Source organism: Vibrio sp. 5S239, from assembly GCF_041439575.1.
GTDB classification, from domain to species: domain Bacteria; phylum Pseudomonadota; class Gammaproteobacteria; order Enterobacterales; family Vibrionaceae; genus Vibrio; species Vibrio kanaloae.
Genome location: NZ_JBGOOM010000009.1, coordinates 19,617 through 40,235, shown reverse-complemented (window position 1 = coordinate 40,235; position 20,619 = coordinate 19,617). Strand labels below are relative to the sequence as shown.

18 protein-coding genes are annotated in these 20,619 nt (G+C 45.0%); 13 read left to right on the top strand and 5 right to left on the bottom strand.

The window, feature by feature from the left end; all coding sequences use genetic code 11:
• Nucleotides 1-59 precede the first annotated feature (59 nt).
• Nucleotides 60-1,487: a PLP-dependent aminotransferase family protein gene (locus ACED48_RS09455; RefSeq protein ID WP_017054857.1), complete on the bottom strand. Its 1,428-nt coding sequence runs from the start codon at nucleotides 1,485-1,487 to the stop codon at nucleotides 60-62.
• Nucleotides 1,488-1,609: 122 nt separating this feature from the next.
• On the opposite strand from ACED48_RS09455, the gene ACED48_RS09450 reads away from it, so the two are divergent.
• Entirely contained in the window at nucleotides 1,610-2,506 is an 897-nt protein-coding gene (locus tag ACED48_RS09450) for a DMT family transporter (RefSeq protein ID WP_017054856.1), read from the top strand.
• A gap of 67 nt (nucleotides 2,507-2,573) precedes the next feature.
• On the opposite strand, the gene ACED48_RS09445 is transcribed toward ACED48_RS09450, so the two are convergent.
• Nucleotides 2,574-2,999 carry a DUF3010 family protein gene (locus ACED48_RS09445; RefSeq protein WP_017054855.1) on the bottom strand — a complete coding sequence of 142 codons (426 nt, stop codon included), beginning with the start codon at nucleotides 2,997-2,999 and terminating at the stop codon, nucleotides 2,574-2,576.
• Nucleotides 3,000-3,394: 395 nt separating this feature from the next.
• On the opposite strand from ACED48_RS09445, the gene ACED48_RS09440 reads away from it, so the two are divergent.
• A complete protein-coding gene (locus ACED48_RS09440; RefSeq protein ID WP_017054854.1) occupies nucleotides 3,395-4,264 on the top strand; it encodes a LysR family transcriptional regulator in 870 nt (289 codons plus the stop codon).
• A gap of 175 nt (nucleotides 4,265-4,439) precedes the next feature.
• Here the strand turns inward: ACED48_RS09440 and ACED48_RS09435 are convergent, their stop codons facing one another.
• On the bottom strand, nucleotides 4,440-6,101 hold the full coding sequence (locus tag ACED48_RS09435) for a methyl-accepting chemotaxis protein (RefSeq protein ID WP_017054853.1): 1,662 nt from the start codon (nucleotides 6,099-6,101) through the stop codon (nucleotides 4,440-4,442).
• Nucleotides 6,102-6,375: 274 nt separating this feature from the next.
• On the opposite strand from ACED48_RS09435, the gene ACED48_RS09430 reads away from it, so the two are divergent.
• The 11 genes from ACED48_RS09430 to phnE (ACED48_RS09380) all read left to right on the top strand — a co-directional run bounded on the left by ACED48_RS09430 (nucleotide 6,376) and on the right by phnE (ACED48_RS09380) (nucleotide 19,290).
• A complete protein-coding gene (locus tag ACED48_RS09430; protein WP_017054852.1) occupies nucleotides 6,376-6,888 on the top strand; it encodes an RNA methyltransferase in 513 nt (170 codons plus the stop codon).
• A gap of 277 nt (nucleotides 6,889-7,165) precedes the next feature.
• On the top strand, nucleotides 7,166-8,044 hold the full coding sequence (locus ACED48_RS09425; RefSeq protein ID WP_017054851.1) for a LysR family transcriptional regulator: 879 nt from the start codon (nucleotides 7,166-7,168) through the stop codon (nucleotides 8,042-8,044).
• 136 nt (nucleotides 8,045-8,180) lie between these two features.
• Nucleotides 8,181-9,188 carry an N-acetyltransferase DgcN gene (gene dgcN / locus ACED48_RS09420; protein ID WP_017054850.1) on the top strand — a complete coding sequence of 336 codons (1,008 nt, stop codon included), beginning with the start codon at nucleotides 8,181-8,183 and terminating at the stop codon, nucleotides 9,186-9,188.
• Nucleotides 9,189-9,245: 57 nt separating this feature from the next.
• Nucleotides 9,246-10,232: an N-acetyl-D-Glu racemase DgcA gene (gene dgcA, locus ACED48_RS09415; RefSeq protein WP_017054849.1), complete on the top strand. Its 987-nt coding sequence runs from the start codon at nucleotides 9,246-9,248 to the stop codon at nucleotides 10,230-10,232.
• Between the two features lie 383 nt (nucleotides 10,233-10,615).
• Nucleotides 10,616-12,589, top strand: coding sequence for an ATP-binding protein (locus ACED48_RS09410; RefSeq protein ID WP_029626758.1), 1,974 nt, complete (start codon nucleotides 10,616-10,618; stop codon nucleotides 12,587-12,589).
• A complete protein-coding gene (locus ACED48_RS09405; RefSeq protein ID WP_017054847.1) occupies nucleotides 12,586-13,938 on the top strand; it encodes a sigma-54 dependent transcriptional regulator in 1,353 nt (450 codons plus the stop codon). Before ACED48_RS09410 ends, ACED48_RS09405 begins: the two co-directional genes overlap by 4 nt.
• A gap of 275 nt (nucleotides 13,939-14,213) precedes the next feature.
• Nucleotides 14,214-15,434, top strand: coding sequence for a glycerophosphodiester phosphodiesterase family protein (locus ACED48_RS09400; protein ID WP_017054846.1), 1,221 nt, complete (start codon nucleotides 14,214-14,216; stop codon nucleotides 15,432-15,434).
• 300 nt (nucleotides 15,435-15,734) lie between these two features.
• Nucleotides 15,735-16,775, top strand: coding sequence for a phosphate/phosphite/phosphonate ABC transporter substrate-binding protein (phnD, locus tag ACED48_RS09395; RefSeq protein ID WP_017054845.1), 1,041 nt, complete (start codon nucleotides 15,735-15,737; stop codon nucleotides 16,773-16,775).
• Nucleotides 16,776-16,904: 129 nt separating this feature from the next.
• Nucleotides 16,905-17,675: a phosphonate ABC transporter ATP-binding protein gene (gene phnC, locus ACED48_RS09390; RefSeq protein ID WP_004732991.1), complete on the top strand. Its 771-nt coding sequence runs from the start codon at nucleotides 16,905-16,907 to the stop codon at nucleotides 17,673-17,675.
• A complete protein-coding gene (gene phnE / locus ACED48_RS09385) occupies nucleotides 17,663-18,487 on the top strand; it encodes a phosphonate ABC transporter, permease protein PhnE (RefSeq protein WP_017054844.1) in 825 nt (274 codons plus the stop codon). Before phnC ends, phnE (ACED48_RS09385) begins: the two co-directional genes overlap by 13 nt.
• Complete coding sequence (phnE, locus tag ACED48_RS09380; RefSeq protein WP_017054843.1) at nucleotides 18,487-19,290, top strand: phosphonate ABC transporter, permease protein PhnE; 804 nt, start codon at nucleotides 18,487-18,489, stop codon at nucleotides 19,288-19,290. The genes phnE (ACED48_RS09385) and phnE (ACED48_RS09380) overlap by 1 nt, the downstream gene beginning before the upstream one ends.
• A 147-nt stretch (nucleotides 19,291-19,437) precedes the next feature.
• On the opposite strand, the gene ACED48_RS09375 is transcribed toward phnE (ACED48_RS09380), so the two are convergent.
• Nucleotides 19,438-20,217 carry an HAD-IIB family hydrolase gene (locus ACED48_RS09375; RefSeq protein ID WP_017054842.1) on the bottom strand — a complete coding sequence of 260 codons (780 nt, stop codon included), beginning with the start codon at nucleotides 20,215-20,217 and terminating at the stop codon, nucleotides 19,438-19,440.
• 98 nt (nucleotides 20,218-20,315) lie between these two features.
• Complete coding sequence (locus ACED48_RS09370; RefSeq protein WP_017054841.1) at nucleotides 20,316-20,471, bottom strand: DUF3012 domain-containing protein; 156 nt, start codon at nucleotides 20,469-20,471, stop codon at nucleotides 20,316-20,318.
• Nucleotides 20,472-20,619 lie beyond the last annotated feature (148 nt).

Here is a 20,619-nt window from a genome sequence, read left to right as displayed (position 1 = left end):
GAGCTTGATACGAAGATATGACTCACCTACAGCGGGCATATCTTCGTTAGGCGCTAGAATTAGTGTACGTGTTTAGCGATAAGCTTCGCTAAGGTGACTATCCCTTCCTTCCACTCTTTACTCTCTTCAATATTGGCAACAGTGAATCGCAAACAGTTCCTGTATTGGTCATTAGTCCCAAATACTGTTCCGGGTAAAATGCCTAACTTATGTTTTAAACAATCTTGATAGACCGCGTAGCTATCGACCGATTCAGGTAGTGTTATCCAGTTTAGAAAAGATCCCTCTGGCTTCGATAAATGATAGCGTCCTTTAAGGTGTGGGTAGCTATCTAATGCTTGTATTAACAGGCTTTGGAATTGCTTTTGATTGGTTTGGTAGAGCCGTTTCATTTTGGATAAATGACTGCGATATTTACCGGTAGTGAGGAATTGCCCCACTGCGGATTGCATCAAATTTGAGCTGCCCATGTTGTCGCAAAGCTGATACTTTTCGACCAAAGGCTGGTAACGCCCCGACAGTAGCCAGCCAATTCGCAAGCGCGAGTCTAAGGTTTTAGATAGTGAGTTCACATAGATAACCCGATCTTGGTTATCAAGTTCTTTGAGGCTGGCGATTGGTCTATCAAACGCCAGACTACCAAACACATCGTCCTCGATGAGCGGTAAAGAGCCAGTGACCTCTAATAATAACTCACGGTTAGCTAACGGCATTCGCGAACCTGTTGGATTGGTAAAGTTCGGTGTGAGAAGCAGCGTTTTTACTTGCCATTTATCAAGTGCAATTTGTAGCGATGGGATGTCTATTCCGTGGCTAACACTGCTTGGTATTTCTAGAGCCTGCAAACCCAGTGATTCAAGTAGCAGCAAGTTGCCGAAGTAACACGGTGACTCTACCGCTACGATGTCGCCCGGCTTGGTTAATGCCCGTAAAGCCAGGCTGATCGCTTGTTGCGCACCATGAGTAATCGCAATCTCTTTCGATCCCGCAGGTACGCCTAGATCATGGGTGATCTTTAACAATTGCCTTACTAATTGCTCGTCACCGGGCGGTAACTGGTAATAACCCGGTAATTGGGTTTGTAAACGGCTGTGTCGACCGATTTCAGCATATAAGCTACGAATGGCGGGGTTGTTGATGTTGGGATGGGCAGAGCCAGCCAGCAGTTTTAAACGACCTTTCGGGGGAGAGAGTACAGATTTTGTGACTGACAATAGATCAACTTTTTGAGGTTGGCTTGGCGTATCCCAGTTAGTGGTATTAGGTGCTTTGACGCGATAACCCGATTTGGGAACAGAATAAACCCAGCCTGTCGCTTCGAGTTCTTGATAGGCTCGAATCACGGTATTTTTACTTACTCCAAGTTGTTCACTGAGTTGGCGAATAGAAGGTAATCGGTCATCGGGGTGAAACAAGCCTTTCTCTATCTGATCTTTAATGTGCTGCTCGGTCGCTAGATATTTGTTGCTGCTGAGTTCTACGTCCACACATTCACCTCTCGTTTTTTTCTCAATCTGTAACCATTAAAAGTATTATATCTGTATCTTTATTACTTATCTGTACCCAACTAAGGTAACAGCATTGATGAAGAGTTGACCAGAGGTTTGTAATGCTGATTAAAATGATTCCGTTTGTGTTTGTAATATTGTGGTCGTCAGGCTTTGTTGGCGCACGTCTTGGTGTTGAATACGCCGAGCCTGCGACGTTACTTTCACTTAGGATGGTCGCTAATGTCGCGCTGTTTTTAGTTTTGATAGCGTTTCTTAAGCGTCGTATTCCTCGTGGTCGAGCATTTTTTCACGCCTGCGTGGTGGGCATTCTGATTCATGGTTTCTACCTTGGTGGAACGTACTTTGCTATAAATTTTGGCATGCCTGCGGGGCTCAGTTCGTTACTTGTTGGCTTACAACCTATTCTCACGGCACTGATCATGGTCAGCTGCACGTCACAGCGTTTTAACGCCGCTCAATGGCTTGGCTTATCGCTTGGTTTTGCCGGTATTAGCTTAGTGTTGATGGGGAATATTGAATGGCAATCGGATGATCAAAAAAGCATTGCGACATTATTGTGCTTAGTCTCCCTGGTTGGCATTACCTGCGGCACTTTATACCAGAAGCGCTTTTGTCAGGGGACTGATATGGTGGGTGGGGCGATGGTGCAATACCTAGCAGCCGCGGCCTTGTTTCTTCCTTTCGCGATGCGTTACGAAACCATGCAAGTGAACTGGACTCTGGAGTTTACTCTAACGCTTGCTTGGCTCGTGATTGTTCTATCGTGCGTAGCAATTCTGTTGCTGTTGTATATGGTTGAGCATGGTGCATCCTCAAGCGTAGCATCGGTGTTTTATTTAGTTCCGCCAACGACGGCAATTCAAGCTTGGCTTATTTTTGGCGAGTCGTTTGACACCTATGGTGCAATGGGGTTTGCCTTGTCAGCTACAGCGGTATATTTGGTAGTGAAGAAGCCAGTTTTAATGAAACCGCGAAGACGAGCTGCATTAGACTGATAGCAATAAAAAGAGCCTGAATTATATTCAGGCTCTTTCTGGTGAGTTGTTTGTTAGCGACTAAGAATTAGCGCTTCATCAAGCACGCATAAGCTGTTGTAAATGGAGCTTCTTGGTATTGCTTAAGGCCAGTTTCTTTGAACTTCATCATAAGAGGGTTACGCTTAAGGCTTTCTTTGATGTCAGTTGGTGACACAACAGTGACGTCTAGTCCATCGATCAACTGAATTGCTGCTTCTAGTTTGAAGCCAAAACCACCGCCAGCAAATTTACCTTTTGTTTGGCGTTGACGAATCACAACTTTGTCTACTTGGTAATCTTCCATTAACTTTGCAAATGAGAATTGAAAGTCTTTCATATTCTGTGTGTCGTTTGCGTCGCTAATCGCAACCTTAGAAACTCGGCAATCAGGGATGTTAAATACACCATCTGATAGAGAAAGAAGACAGATGACTGCGTCGTTACCTTTGATTTCAACACCACAAATTTTCATGTTTATACCTATTTACTTTTGAGCCGTACATTATGGTTCTATTTCTATGACTTCTCCAGTATTTGAGCATATCTGTGGTAAATAAGTACAATATTTCCTTTGGTTTTATCTTTTTCAAGTTGCCCCTTGCTTAAACATTCGGCAGTCGATACAGGGGGGCCATGAGTGCTAAGGTTTTGAAAGTGGCTTTAGCAAGTCATGTTGCTGATCATGCAATGGGTCTTCGGATACAGTATTGAGCTGACGGTGATGTCTATGGGGCGTTTAGGGGGATTGGTTTTTAATGGTTGTAGTCGGTATCTCTATGCACATAACCTATCGAGCATGGTGACACTGATTTGTAACTTCAATACACTGTCTGGGTAACCATTGTTCAGTATAGGGTAAATAAAGGTATGGCCAATTGGGAAGGGGTAAGTGAGTTTGTTGCAGTGGCAGAACGTGAAAGTTTTACCAGTGCGGCGCAGAAGCTTGCAACGTCAGTGGCTCAAATAAGTCGTAGAGTCGCGAACCTTGAAGAGCGTCTCGCGGTTAAATTATTAAACCGAACCACGCGCAAAGTCTCTTTGACAGAAGCTGGCCAGCTTTACTATCAACAATGTAAGTTGTTAGTTGAAGGTTTAGAAATTGCAGAACTTGCGGTTACACAGATGCAATCTACACCAAAAGGTCTGCTGAAGGTCACCGCTCCTGTGACCTATGGGGAACGTCAACTTGCCCCAATTCTTCATCAATTCTTAAAGCTCTACCCACAGGTAGAATTAGATCTGATGTTAACCAACCAAAAGCTTGATCTTATCGACTCAGGTGTTGATGTAGCGATTCGCTTAGGTCGCTTAGAGGACTCTAGCCTGGTAGCAAAGAAGCTCTCACAGCGACAACTTTATGTTTGTGCTAGCCCCAAATATATTGAACGCTCTGGAGAACCACATACGCTCTCGGAATTGACTAATCATCAATGTTTGGTGGGTGGTTTTGAACATTGGCGTTTCAAAGAAAACGGTCGCCCTCGTTCTGTTCGTGTCAATGGGCGTATTAAGTGCAACAGTGGTCTCGCATTGCTGGATGCAGCGAAGCAGAGCATTGGCTTGGTTCAATTACCTGAATATTACGTAAGCGAAGATCTAGAGTCGGGAGAGTTGGTTGAAGTGCTGTCTGATTATCGAGACGATAAAGAGGGGATTTGGGCGCTTTATCCGCAGAACCGCAATTTGTCTTCAAAGGTTCGCCTGTTAGTGGAGTTTCTTTTCGAGCAATTGGGTTAATGGTATGAACCGAGCTGTCTTTGAGTAAGTACAGAATATTGGCTCTATTTGAATGGCTTCTTTGTATTAATGCATCATTAAACCAAAATTGGGCTTCAGAATAGAGATTCTGAAGCCCAATACTTAGTTAATGCGAGACACCTTTAAACATCAAAGTACTGTGTACAGGCTTAAATTAGACGGTGAAGCGATCCACCAAGTGATACAGCTCATTTGCACGACTATTGAGGTTTTGGCTACCAGTACGGTTTTGATTCGCGAGTTCCGCCGATTGCGAGCTTTGGTCGGAAATCACAACAATACGTTGAGATATCTCTTGGCCAACAATGTTCTGTTGTTCTGTCGCTGTTGCAATAAGCGAATTCATGTCCATGATGGTATCTATCGACGCTTGAATTTTCGCCAGAGCTGCAGCCGCAGCATTTGCTTCTTCCACCGTTTGAGCACTGCGATTTTGGCTCGAATCCATCGCTTTTACAGCAGCATCTGAAGCGGCTTTTAGTTGTTGGATCATTTTGTGGATGTCGCCCGTACTTTCTTGAGTTCGGCTTGCAAGTTTACGAACCTCATCGGCAACTACGGCAAACCCACGTCCTTGCTCACCGGCACGTGCGGCTTCAATCGCGGCATTTAATGCTAGTAGGTTGGTTTGCTCGGCGATGTCTTGGATTACCGCCAGTGAAGACGAGATATTCTGTACATCGCCTTCTAAACGAGATACCACTGTGTTCGCTTCTGATACTTCGCTCGCGAGGCCAGCTACCGAGTTTGCAGCAGCATTGACAATCTGTTGAGCTTCTTTGGCGTTGTTTTCCGCTTGTTTTGCAGAATCCGCAGCCTGACTTGCATTACCAGAGATCTCTTGTGCGGTAGTGGTCATCTCTGTCATTGCTGTTGCGACTTGTTCTGTTTCTTCACGTTGGCCAGTAGCAATCTCATCGACCTGAGCGGCGCGAGAAGACATGCTGGTGGTCTCTGATACGACCTGCTGACCCACATCACTTACGCTGCGAATAATAGTTTGTAGACTGGCAACGAAGGCATTGAAGTTTTCGCTAAGCCTGGTGAATTCCGGTGCTTTGAACGCCTCCATTCGAGCGGTTAAATCGGCTTCGCCACTCGCAAACGCGCTAATCGAACGATCAAACTGCTCTAGGGGTTGCATGATCGTTCTATTCACAGCAACAGCGAATACGGCGACAACAAGGGCAATCAAACCACAGAACATTGCGATAGCAGTCAATGAGCTTTGTAGCGCAGCATTGGAGCTTTCTTTCATCTCGGCAATAACAGCGTCGATGTCATCAGTGTAGAAGCCAGTACCCAACATCAAATCCCACTGTGGAACAAATACTGAGTAGCTTAATTTTGGTAACGCGACAGATTGACCTGGTTTAGGGAAATAGTAAGTTGTGAACTCTCCCAATTTAGCGTTCTTGATGAGGTCGCGGATTAAGTAGTTACCTTGCTTATCTTGCAGATCGTAGTAGTTGTTACCAATTCCATCTTCACTTTGCCCAACCACGACTCGGACACCTTTCGAGTCATAACCAAAAATATAGCCAGACTCGCCATATTCTAAGGTTCTCAATGTTGGTAAGGCTTCTTCTAGCGTTGCACCTCTATCCAAGAATGGACTGATCGAAGAGTAGGCCATTTGTAGATATGCTTTGAGTTCCTTTTCTTTCATCGCCATCATATTGCTACGCGTCGATTCTACTTGCTGTTCGGTTAGCTCGGTGCTCTTCATATACGTCACGCTCATCATGCCAATTGCCATTAGTAGCAACGGAATGAAAGAGAGAATATAAAGGCGATTTTTGATGGTTAGGGTCATGTCACGCTTCCTGTGCGATTGTCCAATGCAGTTTTCAACAGATTATTAATGTGAATTAAAAATGTAAATGAACTTGTTGTTTAATTGCTATCCTAAATAACATTTGTTTTGTAAATATGAAGGTGGTTCTGTTTTCTGCTCGTGAGGCCTATGTAATCAGGGTCAGTGCACGTCGTTATCTGGTTGTTTATATGCTTTTGCATTAGACATTGCTTTGTTAGAATGCGACGCTTTGTAGCACCCTGCTATGCCTATTCGTTAAGTGAGAAAATTCATGAACAAAAGCCATGTGACTATTGGTCTAACTAACCCAAAGAGCCCGACGAATGTTGGTGCTGTTATGCGCGCGGCGGGTTGTTACCAAGTCGATGAAGTTAAATACACAGGGCAACGCTACGAAAAAGCCGCGAAATTCCACACTGATACTAAGAGTGCAGCGCGTACGATCCCGCTTACTGGCGTGGAGTCATTTTTAGATAACCTTGAGCTTGAAACCCAAATTGTGTGTGTAGAACTTGCAGAAGGTGCAACACCGCTTCCGCGTTTTAAACATCCAGAAAATGCTATCTATATTTTTGGCCCGGAAGACGGGTCTATTTCTCAAGATGTCGCTGATAGAGCGGATCATGTTGTTTATGTGCCAACGGTTGGCTGCATGAATTTGGCAGCAACAGTGAATGTTCTGCTTTATGATCGTCTTGCAAAGTCAGAAGAAATGGACGAAAGCAACGAGCTTATTAAAAAAAGCCGCGATAACCGTAATCATCTGCTAATCAAAGAAAAGTAAATCTCTTCTTGTCGTGTTACCTATCCTGTAATATCTATCCTGTAAGCAATCGGAGAAACCACTCTCTTTATACTTTACTAGAGAGGTTATCTTCCCTTAAAGAACTGCAGCAGTTACGCACTTGTCTTAACCTTTCAAACCTCATATTAAAGGGTTACTTGCTCAGTTTAATAGCACCACACAGGCAGCTATATAGATAGACAACTTTATAGATAACAACTTTGCTAATACAACAACCCAAACTTGAGCTTGCTCGTTGAACCATAAGGACATCAATGTGAATCTAAGACAACTGGAAGTCTTTTACGCCATCATGCAAACCGGCACCGTATCTGGAGCCGCACGTAATCTGCATGTGTCACAACCTAACGTGACGCGTATTCTGGCGCACACAGAGCAACAACTCGGGTTTGGTTTATTTGAAAGAGTTAAAGGGCGCTTAGTACCAACGGTTGAAGCGAAAACTTTGTTACCGGAAGCGGAGAAGGTCTACCAACAGCTGGGTCAATTTCGTTCTTTGACCAACAAAGTCAAGCAAGGCCATCAGCATTTACGTATTGGTGCGCCACCGATTCTGGCGACCAAATTATTGACACCAGTGATCGCCCAAATGTCTCGTGAGCAAGAACTCTCTTTTGAGTTACTAACAGCCAACCGTGACGAACTGTGTGCTGGGCTATTAAAGCATGAGTTAGATATTGCTATTGCGTTTGGGGATGAAGCGCCGCCGGCGGTATTGGCTGAAACGTTATTGACCCAATCACTGAAGGTTCTGGTTCCATCAGATCGAGTTGATCATTTACCCACTGAATTGACCCTGGATGATCTGATCAATTCTCCGCTGCCAATCATCGGGCTTGATAGTCGAGATCCGCTGGGTTTGCTGCTGCATCAAAGCTTGATAGCGCGAGATGAGCATTATCATCATCCGATATCCGTTCGTGGTTACAGTGCAGCTGCGGAACTGGTGAAGCACCAAGCGGGGCTTGCAATTGTGGATCCGTGGACGGCCGCTCAATACCAAGATGATGAAGCGGTTTGCATGTTGCCACTGAAGCCAGACATACAATTCTCGGTTTCGATTTTGTTTGCGGAACACTCGCCACAGTCGATTGCGGTTAAGCAGTTCATTTCAGCATTACAGTGCTCTTTCTAACTCCTCACTTTTTGAGCATTACTTAACTTTTCACCTATAACCTTGCGTTATAGACATTCGATAAATAAGCATTCGGCACCTTCGAAGTTCTTAATTAAAGTAAATTCATACAAGGACTTATTAATTAGGAATGCTCATGTCTATCGCTCAACCTTACCTTCTTTTTCTTGGGGATGTTACTGACCCACTCGCTGCAAAAACCGCTCGCGGTATTCATCAATGGCGACCAGAAATCTGCCTCGGCCAACTGCGTTTAACAGGCAATACGGTTTCTATTGGTTTAACGGATATAACCTTACAAGAGGCGCAAGCACAGGGCGCGAAAACGTTAGTCATTGGCACAGCAAACCCAGGTGGCGTTATTCCTGATTCTTGGCAGTCAACCATTATGGCAGCTGCGGAAATGGGATTTGAGATTGCATCCGGCATGCACCAACGCTTGAGTGAATTTTCACCGCTTGCTGACATGCAACAGCGAGGATTGACTAAGCTTCATGATGTACGCCATTTTGATGGTGATCTAAAGGTTGGTAACGGTAAGCCTCGTCAAGGTAAGCGCCTACTTACTGTCGGAACAGATTGTTCAGTCGGCAAAATGTTTTCAGCTTTAGCTATCGAAAAGTCCCTTAAAGAGTCAGGTACATCCGCTCAGTTCAAAGCGACAGGGCAGACGGGGATCTTGATTGAAGGCGGCGGTATTTCGATTGATGCTGTGGTTGCGGATTTTATTTCTGGTGCGGTTGAAGCGATTAGCCCCGATTTTACCGACCACGAATGGGACATCATTGAAGGGCAAGGTTCTTTGTTCAACCCTTCGTTTGCAGGCGTGAGTTTGGGTCTTTTACATGGCGCACAAGCCGATGCCTTAGTGTTGTGCCATGAAGTCGGGCGACCACATATTCGTAACCTTCCTCATGCTCAATTGCCAAGCATAGAACAGACGATTGAAGCCAACTTACAAGCGGCGCGACTGACCAACCCAGACGCGACGCTGGTGGGTATCTGTTTGAACACGTCGGCGATTAGCATTGAAGATGCTGAGACATTATGCCAAGAATGGACCACACTCTATCAAGTGCCCGTGACGGACCCTGTGCGTTTTGGTGTACGACACATTACTGATCATTTGCGACATTCATTATAACGCTTTCATCATTTCTACGTTTTCATTTGTTAAAGCAAACATCAATCGAGTGAAATTATGAAGATTACAGCAGAACCCATTACTATCGCGATGCAAACGGCTTTTCGCATCTCTCGTGGCAGCCGAACTGAGTGTCACGTTGTTCGTGTTTATATTGAACATGATGGCAAACAAGCTCAGGGAGAGTGCACCCCTTACCCACGATACGGCGAGTCATCGGAGTCTGTGTTAGCGCAAATCCAACAAGCAACTAGCGCACTTGAAGCCATGTTTGAACGAGGCGTTACCGATCCGGCAGAGCTAAGAGATCACCTTCAGTCTTTATTGACCGGAGGGGCAGCGCGAAATGCGGTCGATTGTGCGCTTTGGGAGCTTGAAGCCAAACAACATGACCATGTCTTCCCAAATAGCCTGTTTGAGTTACCGAATCAAATCGTGACAGCAATGACCGTCTCGATTGGCACTCCAGAAGCGATGGCGACTCAGGCTCGAGACTATGTCGCAAATGGAGCGAAACTCTTAAAAGTGAAGCTTGATGGAGAGCAGGTGGTAGAACGTGTTCGCGCTGTGAGAGAAGCGGCACCCGATGTTCAGATTGTACTGGATGCTAATGAAGCGTGGACAGGGCTTAACCTCGAAGAGTTGTTTAATCAACTGACAGAATTTGATATTGCGATGATCGAGCAGCCGTTACCCCAACAGCACGATGCCTCACTGGCGCACATCAAGCACCCGATACCATTGTGTGCCGATGAAAGTTGTCATACTACCTCACAGCTCTCATCGTTGTTGGGCAAGTATGAAATGGTCAATATCAAGCTTGATAAAACCGGTGGTTTAACAGAGGCCTTGGCGCTTGCAGAAGAAGCTCAAAGGCTCGGCTTTACTCTGATGTCTGGTTGTATGCTTGGTACATCGTTGGCGATGCGTGCAGCGCTGCCTATTGCTGTTCAATCTGAAATTGTCGACCTTGATGGCCCTGTATTGCTCGGCCAAGACGTGTCGCCAGCACTGACTTATCGCGATGGGATGATTATTCTCTAAGTTCGTTGAGCTTCGGGTTAGTCGATGGGCATGACATAAATGAAATCGCATGAGTGAAAGCTTGTGCGATTTTTTTAGATCTCTAGTCCTTAACTTATTAAATAATCGAAAGTTTTTACTGCTTGATTGGGCGCGCTATTCGTATAATTTACGGGCGTATTGATAAAGTAATCACGTTTCTGTCGGTGCGGTCACTTTCTATTATCGCAAAACAGACAGCTCAAGCTTTATAAAACAATTGTTATGATATCTTATGTGAAATGTTAATGATTACTCTTCATTTAATAGCTTCACTAAAGCTATTCGATGCAAACCTAAGTAAGGCTCACACCCTAACTAATTGAATCATTGACAGTTCCTGTTGATTAATTGATGAGAAGAAGGTGGGGCGAGTGAGTAGTCATGTCTCCGAGGTTGTAGAAAATAAGGATAGTTTCGAGCGCCCGTTCTCGATCAAAATCCCACGTCGTAAGTGGTTTGGTTGGAAAGGTATTGAGCTGCGCTTAGTACTTGCGTTAGCCATGTTATCGATGACCACTATCTTCCTCTCGGTTGTCTCCAGCTTTACTTTCGATGATTTAAACCAACGTCTTGTTGAGCTAAAGGAGAGTGAAATCCCGGCCTTAGATAATGCCGCACGCCTTAATGATATGGTGCGAGTGATTATTACAACGTCTTCTCAGCTCAGTGACGCTGAATCGAATTTAGAGCGCAAACAGGCGATGCTAAAAATCGAAGACGCTATTTCCGTGATGAATAGCGTTATGGTTCAGTTCCCGGATTATCACTCCTATTTTAAAGATCTGATCGCCCAAGTTAACAACAGCCTTAGCTTGTTGTATCAAAGTGAAATTGAGTCAGAACAGCTCAATCAAGAGCTTCGTAATTTGCTAGAAGGTTTTTACCCGCTACTGCAACAGGCCAGTGATTCACTTGATAGCCTACCTGAGTCTGCCAAAGATCAAATCCAGTACACACAGCTCAAGTCTTTGCTTTATTACCAATTAGGCTTGGTCGAAAAGCTGTATAACGATTCCAGTTTTAATGAACTGGATTACACCAGTTACCGACTCGAGCAGGTAGGAGAAGAGTGGTGGAAGCTCTGGGTCAGTGGTGATTTAAGAAGTAATTTTCCTCAATTAGATCATCAACTCACGGTGATTTATAACCTTGCCTCAAGCGATAGCAGCTTGTATGGGATGAAAAACAAAGCGCTCGATCATCTTTATCAAGAGCAATACTTCCTGCAAAACAGCCGTGAGCATTTGAACCAATTAACCGTGCAGATCGAAAGCAACACCAGCAAGGTGAATAGCAATATTGACCAATCGATTCAGCAGGCGCAGCAATCTTTGCAATCTAATCAGCGTCTTTCTCTCTTCCTTTCTCTATTTAGCGTGTTGGCTGCCGCTGCCATTTCATGGTTCTACGTGCGTAAGAGTATTTTGGAAAGGCTTTTACAGCTTAAAGACAACATGTTTGCGATTTCTACCGGCCATTTAGATACCGAAGTATCTATTCGTGGTAAAGACGAAGTGACGCAAATGGCCAAGTACCTGAAGGTATTTCAAACCACGGCCAAAATCGTTAAGCAAACTAACCGTAAGCTGGAGGCTGAGGTTGAAGAGCGCACCTTAGCCGAAGCCAAATTGCGAGTGACCCAAGATGAGCTGATCCAAGCGGGTAAATTGGCGGCATTGGGACAACTAAGTGTCGGGATCACGCACGAGATCAATCAACCTCTGACAGCTGTAAATAGTCACGTTCGTAGTGCGCAGCTTTGGATCGACAAGCAAAGGCCAGAACGAGCGCAAGATAACCTGAAGAAAATAGAAGTGCTGTTAGAGAAAGTAGTAGCGATTACTCGTCACTTGAAAGCCTTTTCTCGTAAGAGCGATGGCAAGATCGATAATGTTGAATTAGAAAAGGTGATTGGTGATGCGATTGATCTGTTTGAAACCAGGCAGACCAAGGTGTCTATTGAGTATTCACCACAGAGTTGCCTGATGGTTCGAGCCAACAGTATTCGCTTAGAGCAGGTATTGGTTAATTTGATCAGTAACGCTTTGGATGCCGTTGAACACAAAGAGCAACCTCAACTCAGAATCTCTACGCACGAGCTCTCACATACTATTCAGCTCTCAGTTAATGACAACGGCTCAGGTATCTCTGAAGAGGATATTCCGTATCTGTTTGACCCATTTTATACCCGCAAGACAACAGGTAAGGGACTTGGACTCGGTTTATCTATCGCATACAACATAATTAAAGACTTTGGTGGCTCAATTCACGTGGAATCGGTTGAACACCAAGGTACCACTTTTGTCGTCACTTTACTAAAAGGTACAGACTCATGAATTCAGATAAACACATAGTTCTTATCGACGATGAAATCGATGTTGTCGAGGCTGTGAGTGAAATGTTAGAGCTAGAAGGGTTTAGCGTGACTACCTTTACTGACCCTAACCTTGGTCTTAAATCGCTCAAAGCAAACAGTCAGTCGGTTGTATTGTGTGATGTACGAATGCCACAAGTGGATGGACTGACTCTGTTAAGTTCAATTCAACACCGAGCGGGCAATGTTCCTGTTCTGTTGATGAGTGGACACGGTGATATTCCGATGGCTATCGAAGCGATGAAGCTAGGTGCTTTCGACTTCCTAGAAAAACCGCTCAATGCCAGCGAACTGGTGGAAAAGCTCGATCTCGCGTTGACACAATGTCAGCATAATTGTCCTTTCCCCTCGGACGGCGATGAGCAAGAGGAGTTACCGATTGAATCTGTGGTTATCGGCCAATCAAAAATGATGGATACCATACGTAAACAAGTACTCGCTTTGGCGCATACTGGCGTCGATACCATCATCAACGGAGAAACGGGAACGGGCAAAGAGGTGATAGCTCGCGCGTTGCATCAATTTAGCCGTCGTAAGGCTAAGCCATTTGTCGCGATTAACTGTGGTGGCATGACAGAGAGCATTATTGAAAGTGAGTTGTTTGGTCATGAAGCGGGTTCCTTTACTAGCGCGAATAAGAAGCGTATTGGCAAAATAGAACAAGCCAATGGCGGTACTCTGTTTCTCGATGAAATTGAGAGCATGCCGATTGCGGTGCAAATCAAACTGCTACGGGTGATTCAAGAGCGAATGATTGAGCGTGTTGGTGGTAACGAGTTGATACCTGTCGACATCGTCGTGGTAGCCGCTAGTAAAGCTGATCTCGCGAGCTTGAGTGAGTCTGGGGAATTCAGAGCCGATCTCTTTTATCGCCTTAACATTGCGAGCTTAAACCTTCCGGCACTGCGCCAAAGGAAAGAAGATATTCAGGTGCTGTTTCGCCACTTTGTGATTCAAGCGAGCCACAAATACAAAACGCGCCCATCGACGATTTACCCGGAACAAATTCAGCAGCTATGCCGACATGAATGGCCGGGTAATGTGCGTGAACTGCGTAATGTCGCTGATCGATTTGTGTTAGGTATCGTCGGTGATGGCTTCGATCTTCAATCACCAATTTGTGAAGCGGCCGGAGAAGATTTCGCTTTTGAAAAGCAGATGGAGCAGTACGAAAGAAATGTATTGACGGAAGCGCTAATAGAAAGCGCAGGCAACATTAACGAGGTATCAAGTAAGCTGAATTTACCGCGTAAAACCCTTTATCGAAAAATGAAAAAACACCAATTGGATAAAGAGAGTTTCAAGGTCTAGCTGGTTCATTAATTCGCCTAGTAAAAGCACAAGACAACAATGACCCATTTGGTTTTTAGTCGAATGGCTAACTGTTTCAAGTGATTGTAATAAAAGAGCTTTAACATCTGGCACAAAGCGTGCAATCCCTACATTGTGGCGTCAGTCCACATGAGGTTATTCGGTGTTGAGTCAAAAAACATATGACAGCTATCTATATATGACAGCTATCCAACACTGAATGATCGAACAAAGGACATTAGAAAAATAATTGCTTGTTGCAAGGAGATACAAACATGAAGCAAATACTGAAAGGTTCGATTGCTCTGATACTCGGTATGAGTTCAATAACGGCATGGGCCGCTGCAGAACCAGCAAACTTAGGACCTCGTCCCCTCTTTTTAGTCAACAATATGGATGAGAGCCCTTTGAAAACCAAGCTGCTCAGTTGTAGCGAAGGACCTTTTCATCGTAGTGATTTTTCTATTGGGCATCGCGGAGCTGCGATGCAGTTTCCTGAGCACACTAAGGAATCTTATTTAGCGGCGATTCAAATGGGCGCAGGCGTTGTCGAATGTGATGTGACCTTCACCAAAGATAAGGCGTTGGTATGTCGTCACTCGCAAAGTGATCTGCACACCACGACCGATGTATTAGCGCACCCAGATCTTGCTAAGAAGTGCTCAACCCCTTTTACACCAGCTAATCCAGCGACAGGTGAAGATGCTCAAGTTGAGTGCCGTACTTCTGATTTCACGCTGGCTGAGTTTAAGACGCTCAAAGGTAAAATGGATGGGGCGAACCCAAAAGCCATCACGGTTGAAGAGTACATGAATGGCACTCCAGGTTGGAGAACGGATCTTTACAGCCAAAGTGGCACACTGATGACACACGCAGAAAGTGCAGCACTATTTAAAGAGTACGGCGTGAAGGTCACTCCTGAATTGAAGTCAGCAGCGGTAGATATGCCTTTCAATGGATTTAGCCAAGAGATGTATGCGCAGAAGTTGGTGGATGAACTGAAAGAGGCGGGCTTCAAGCCTTCTGAGACTTACCTGCAGTCATTCAACTTGGATGATGTGAAGTATTGGATAAATGAGACGCCGAAGTTCGGCAAACAAGCGGTTTATCTTGATGACCGTGTTTACGAACAAGCGGACTTTGTCGCGTCTGTTGAGAACATGAAGGAACTGCACGATGCGGGTGTGAATATCATCGCACCACCTCTGTTTGCTCTGGTTGATTTAGACGAAAACAACGAACTGGTTGCGTCTAATTACGCCAAGCTTGCTAAGGATGCAGACCTCGACATTATCGCTTGGACACTGGAACGCTCTGGCCCGCTAGCGCAAGGCGGTGGTTGGTACTACAAGAGTGTGAAAGACGGCATCAACAATGATGGCGATATGATGAAAATGCTTGATGTGCTGGCACAAGATGTGGGTGTGATGGGTGTATTCAGCGATTGGCCTGCAACAGTAACTTATTACGCTAACTGCATGGACAGTGACGCATAGGCAATTCTTAGAGCGCTGTTACGTCGCTAATTATAGCGTTTGTATAGAGAGCGCTTAGCCAAAGAATAATAAGAGAAAAAGCAGTGAACCAAAGAGCCTTCGGGCTCTTTTTTTACCACTGAAATCGACGGGACAGAAATGACCCAAATGATGGATTTTTAGTTGGACACTTATGACTCAAAAGATATTAGTCAGTTTGGGTTTTTATTTAAGTAACTGAAATTAAAGATATAAAAAGGTGGCACAAAGGCTGCAATAGTGAAGGTGACTTTCAACAATAAGTAAAAGTAAGGTTTGAATATGAAAATCAGTGTTAAAGGACTGTTAATCGCTAGCTCATTACTACTTCCTTCAATGGCTATGGCAAGCGACTGCTCTAGCCGTGGTGTGTTAGACGATCGATACTGTGATGAAAACCAAGATTTGGTTGCCGATTCACCAAAGAATCCAGATGAGTGGAACGACCCAAGTACGCTTGTGTTTACTTACACACCGGTAGAAGACCCTGCGTTGTACAAAGATGCGTTCGCGGATTTTCAAGCTCACCTAAGCAAAATTACGGGTAAGCGAGTAATCTATTACACAGTGCACTCAAACTCTGCACAAGTAGAAGCGATGCGCTCTGGTCGACTACACGTTGCGGGTTTCTCTACGGGCCCAACAGGCTACGCCGTTAACCTAGCAGGTTACGTTCCAATTGCGGTGAAGGGCGATGAGTCTGGCTTCCAAGGCTACAACCTAATCACGATTGTACGTAAAGACAGCGGCATCAATACAATGACTGATCTGAAAGGCAAAAAGGTTGCACACACTTCTGCATCTTCCAACTCTGGCAACCTAGCTCCACGTGCGTTATTCCCAGCGAAAGGCCTAGTGCCAGATGAAGATTACAAAGTGCTTTACTCAGGTAAACATGACCAATCTATTTTAGGCGTTTTCAACGGAGATTATGACGCAGCACCTGTGGCATCGGATGTTTACGATCGTATGGTAGCAGCAGGTCGTGTTGACGATTCTGAACTGAAGATCATCTACCGTAGCCCACGCTTCCCAACGTCTGCATTTGGGTATGCTTACAACCTAAAACCAGAATTGGTTGAGAAGATCAACGAGGCTTTCTTTAGCTACCGCTTTACTCCAGAGATGAGCGCATCATTCAAAGGTGCAGACCGCTTCTCACCAATCAGCTACAAAGAAGAGTGGGACGTGATTCGTGATATCGCCCACGCGACAGGTACGGCTTACACAAAAGCTGGCCTTAAGAAACTCGCTGAAAAAGATGCGGCTAAACGCGCGAAGAAAAAAGCCGCTGAGCTAGCAAAACAAGCAAACAACGGCTAGTTCTTAGCTCTGTTGGAAGGCTAAGTTTTAGAAAGACTTAGCCCTTTAAAAATACCTACTTCAACTAAATATCTATGCCCTCGCGGGTAGGGCATAGATCATTCGAAAATTCGCAAAAGGAAATGCAGTATGGCCGTAGCAAGCTATGAAGGAATAAAGATAAACAACCTTTTCCACGAATACGTGGCAGGCAAGCCAATCCTTAAAGGCATTAATATTGATATCGATGAGCCAGGTATCATCGCGATCATTGGCCCATCCGGTACCGGTAAAAGTACGCTTCTGCGCTGTATCAACCGTCTCAACGATCCAAGCCAAGGTGAGATCATTTTTGATGGCGCAGATCTGACTCAATTAAAAGGCCAAGCACTACGTAAACAGCGTCGACATATCGGCATGGTGTTCCAAGAATATAACCTTGTCGAACGTTTAACGGTTATCGAGAACGTATTGAGCGGCCGTTTGGGTTACATGACCGCTTGGAACGCATGGCGTCGCAACTACTCTGCGCAAGACCTCGCCAAAGCGTTCGAGTTACTTGAATTTGTTGGCCTGCAAGACTTTGCTAACCAACGTGCCGACAGTTTGTCGGGTGGGCAAAGACAGCGTGTCGGTATCGCTCGCGCCGTTATGCAAGACCCATATATCTTATTGGCGGATGAACCGACTTCATCACTCGACCCGAAAACCGCGGTTGAGATCATGGAGTTGATGGAGACATTCGCAGAACAGAAAAACATTCCCGTGTTGGTTAACATCCACGATGTGAACTTGGCCAAGCGTTATGCCAAGCGCATCATCGGTATGTGTAACGGTAAAGTACATTATGACGGTAGCCCTGAAGGGATCTCAGAAGAAGATCTAAAAATCATTTACGGGGGTGAGTCATGGCTGGATTAAACCCAGGTTCGTCGCCAAGCGTTTCATCAAGCACATCGCCAGCGAACCATGAAAACCCATTTAAAGTGTCATGGACGAACCGTGCGATCATCGCTGGCATTATTGCTTACCTGTTCTATAGCTTTTCGACATTAGGGCTGACGTTTGATCGTTTGATCATCGGCTTTGGTGAAAGTGAACGGCTACTATCTCGAATGTTTCCGCCTGACTTTTCGCGTACCAGCTTACTATTGAGCGGTTTAGCAGAGAGCTTGCAGATTGCGATTATCTCAAGCTTCTTTGGTATCGTCATTTCACTATTTTTAGGCTTGTTAGCCGCGAGAAACATGATGCCTTCAATCGTGTCGACGCCAATACGCTGCTTTATTGCGCTATGTCGCTCTTTTCATCCAGTGATCATTGCAATTCTATTCGTGAAAGCGGTGGGCTTTGGTGCCTTGGCCGGGATCTTGACTTTGGTATTCGCATCAATTGGCTTCATCGCCAAGCTGTTTGCAGAAGCGATTGAAGAAATTTCTTTTAAACCAGTTGAAGCGATTAAGGCAACAGGCGCGAGTTTCATCAGTGTCATTTTATATGCGGTGATGCCGCAGGTTTTCACGCGTTTTATTGGTTTTGCTAGCTACCAGCTGGACTCGAATTTACGTAATTCCACCATGGTGGGTATCGTGGGGGCGGGGGGCCTTGGCGGTACGCTGTTCTCGGCATTCCAGCGTTTTGATTACGACTTTGTCGCCGCTATTTTGCTCACCATTATCGCACTGATTCTTGTCGGTGAATTTCTTTCCAACATTGTTAGGAGAATCTTCTAATGACAACTGCATCTATCGATAGAGAGTGGCAACGCTTTACACCCAACGAACGCGTGGCTCGGTTTGCCGTTTACCTCAGCTTAGTGTGTGCCATTGTTTGGTCTTGGCAAACGGTGGAAGTGATTCCTGAGTTCTTATACGACGCGCCAGCGCAGTTTGCTGATATGTTTGAGCGCATGGTGCCAATGGACTATGCCTTCTATCCCGAATCGATCCACGCAGCGATGATTGAAACACTTCACATCGCAACGTTAGGTACTTTATTTACCTTGGTATTTGCAATTCCGTTAGCGTTATTGAATGCGCCAAACATTACCCCGAATAAAGCGTTGAACTGGGTTGCTCAATTCTTTCTCGTGTCTTCACGCTCAGTGAATTCGTTGGTTTGGGCACTGTTGTTTATCGCACTGTTTGGCCCCGGTGTTCTCGCAGGTATCATGGCGATCGCCATTCGCAGTATCGGCTTTGTAGGGAAGCTGTTAGCGGAAGCTATTGCTGAAGTGAATATGGGGCCTATTGAAGCTTTGCGCACAACAGGTGCTTCGTGGATGAGTATCTTGCTTAAAGGTTATTGGCCACAAGTGATGCCCGCATTTTACTCAATTGTATTGTTCCGGTGGGATATCAATGTGCGTGAATCTGCGGTATTGGGTTTGGTAGGCGCTGGTGGTATTGGTGTGGTGCTCAACGATGCGCAGAATTTGTTTGAATGGCAAAAAGTGTCGATGGTATTAGTGAGTATCTTTGCGGTGGTTATTATTGCTGAAGCCGTAGTGATCCATATCCGTAACAAACTCATATAGACAGTTTGTTGTGTGAAAGTTAAGAGCTTATCTAGCACTTTGAAGCTCAAACGACCCTAGGTACTTCGGTCTACCTAGCGGTCGTTTTTTTATGTCTAAAGAGTGACCTGAGATCTGATTAGAAGGGCGTGATTCGCTTTTAAGTGTCTAGCTTTTAACTGCCAATAGCGCATCCACAAATTCTGCAAACCCATAGCCACCCGGCTGCGACATCACCGTACTTGGGTGATGATCTAGCTTATCCCAATAATGCTTAATATTAGCCACGCCAACGGATAGAGGTAACGACTCGAACATTTGTTGATCGTTCATTGAATCGCCGACATAACAGGCTTGGTTATGGATCTGTTCGATCGATAGGCCTTTATTTGCGAGAAAAAGATGCACCGCGTTTTTCTTTGAGTGCTCTCCATACCAAGCATTAATATGAATCGAGCTGGCCGTCGCGTATGCGCCTAAAGCATGTATTCTCTCAAGTACCTCTTGCACTATTTCAGGATCAACAGGCTTACGGTTTTGGCCGATATCAATAGCGACCTCACACAAGCGGTAAGGTTGGTCCAAAGTTAGAGATAAGTCTGGGTAATTCAACAAGATCGTTTCGACTTGTTGTTTTAGCTTGGCTTGGTTCTGACGCACTTGTTCTAGCGGAATTTCCGATGAAAGCTGTAATGCACCGTCTTGCTTCTCTAGCAAGAAAGCGCCATTTTCTCCAAGCACGGCATCGACAGGCCAAAGTTGCGCAATATGATCGCACCAACCAGCACAGGCTCCTGTAACTGCGACCACTTTGATTCCGTTGTCTCTTAGCTTTTGCAACGCAATCAAGGTATTTGGAGGAAGTGAGCCTTGCCAAGTGAGCGTATCATCGACGTCGGTTAGTACCCATTCGATATGCTTCCAGTCATTACTTAGTTGGTGTTCCATCCTTAAACTCACTTATTCGATTTTTAGTGCTATATAGAGTGATCAGTTTGTCGTTAAACGCCTTTCGATCTGTATCGTTAATGAACGCTGCGGTATGTTTAGAAAATACAATGCTTGGCAAAGTCACCAGCTTCATTAGCCGTCCAGTCACCTTTAGGTTTCTCTTTCATATCAGTACACCAAGCTTCACTTCCGACTTCTGTACAAGCCATAATTTGAGTGGATAGAAATAGAAGTAGCGCGATTTTTCTCATAATAAATATCCTTTATTGTCTCTATTACTGTTTATAACTGTACCAAATACTATCTGTTATTGTTATAGCAACCAGTGACTTAAGATTGTTAAAAGTGATGGTGATTTTAGAGTGGGGAAAGAATGGGGTGACTAGACTTTTTATCGAT

What these genes read in the sequence shown, in the direction of transcription:
- phnE (WP_017054844.1), top strand. Translation starts at nt 17,663, where the DNA reads ATGGCTGGATTAAACCCAGGTTCGTCGCCAAGCGTTTCATCAAGCACA.
- ACED48_RS09405 (WP_017054847.1), top strand. Translation starts at nt 12,586, where the DNA reads ATGAATTCAGATAAACACATAGTTCTTATCGACGATGAAATCGATGTT.
- phnE (WP_017054843.1), top strand. Translation starts at nt 18,487, where the DNA reads ATGACAACTGCATCTATCGATAGAGAGTGGCAACGCTTTACACCCAAC.
- ACED48_RS09440 (WP_017054854.1), top strand. Translation starts at nt 3,395, where the DNA reads ATGGCCAATTGGGAAGGGGTAAGTGAGTTTGTTGCAGTGGCAGAACGT.
- ACED48_RS09370 (WP_017054841.1), bottom strand. Translation starts at nt 20,471, where the DNA reads ATGAGAAAAATCGCGCTACTTCTATTTCTATCCACTCAAATTATGGCT.
- ACED48_RS09445 (WP_017054855.1), bottom strand. Translation starts at nt 2,999, where the DNA reads ATGAAAATTTGTGGTGTTGAAATCAAAGGTAACGACGCAGTCATCTGT.
- dgcN (WP_017054850.1), top strand. Translation starts at nt 8,181, where the DNA reads ATGTCTATCGCTCAACCTTACCTTCTTTTTCTTGGGGATGTTACTGAC.
- ACED48_RS09450 (WP_017054856.1), top strand. Translation starts at nt 1,610, where the DNA reads ATGCTGATTAAAATGATTCCGTTTGTGTTTGTAATATTGTGGTCGTCA.
- ACED48_RS09375 (WP_017054842.1), bottom strand. Translation starts at nt 20,217, where the DNA reads ATGGAACACCAACTAAGTAATGACTGGAAGCATATCGAATGGGTACTA.
- phnC (WP_004732991.1), top strand. Translation starts at nt 16,905, where the DNA reads ATGGCCGTAGCAAGCTATGAAGGAATAAAGATAAACAACCTTTTCCAC.
- ACED48_RS09400 (WP_017054846.1), top strand. Translation starts at nt 14,214, where the DNA reads ATGAAGCAAATACTGAAAGGTTCGATTGCTCTGATACTCGGTATGAGT.
- ACED48_RS09430 (WP_017054852.1), top strand. Translation starts at nt 6,376, where the DNA reads ATGAACAAAAGCCATGTGACTATTGGTCTAACTAACCCAAAGAGCCCG.
- dgcA (WP_017054849.1), top strand. Translation starts at nt 9,246, where the DNA reads ATGAAGATTACAGCAGAACCCATTACTATCGCGATGCAAACGGCTTTT.
- phnD (WP_017054845.1), top strand. Translation starts at nt 15,735, where the DNA reads ATGAAAATCAGTGTTAAAGGACTGTTAATCGCTAGCTCATTACTACTT.
- ACED48_RS09435 (WP_017054853.1), bottom strand. Translation starts at nt 6,101, where the DNA reads ATGACCCTAACCATCAAAAATCGCCTTTATATTCTCTCTTTCATTCCG.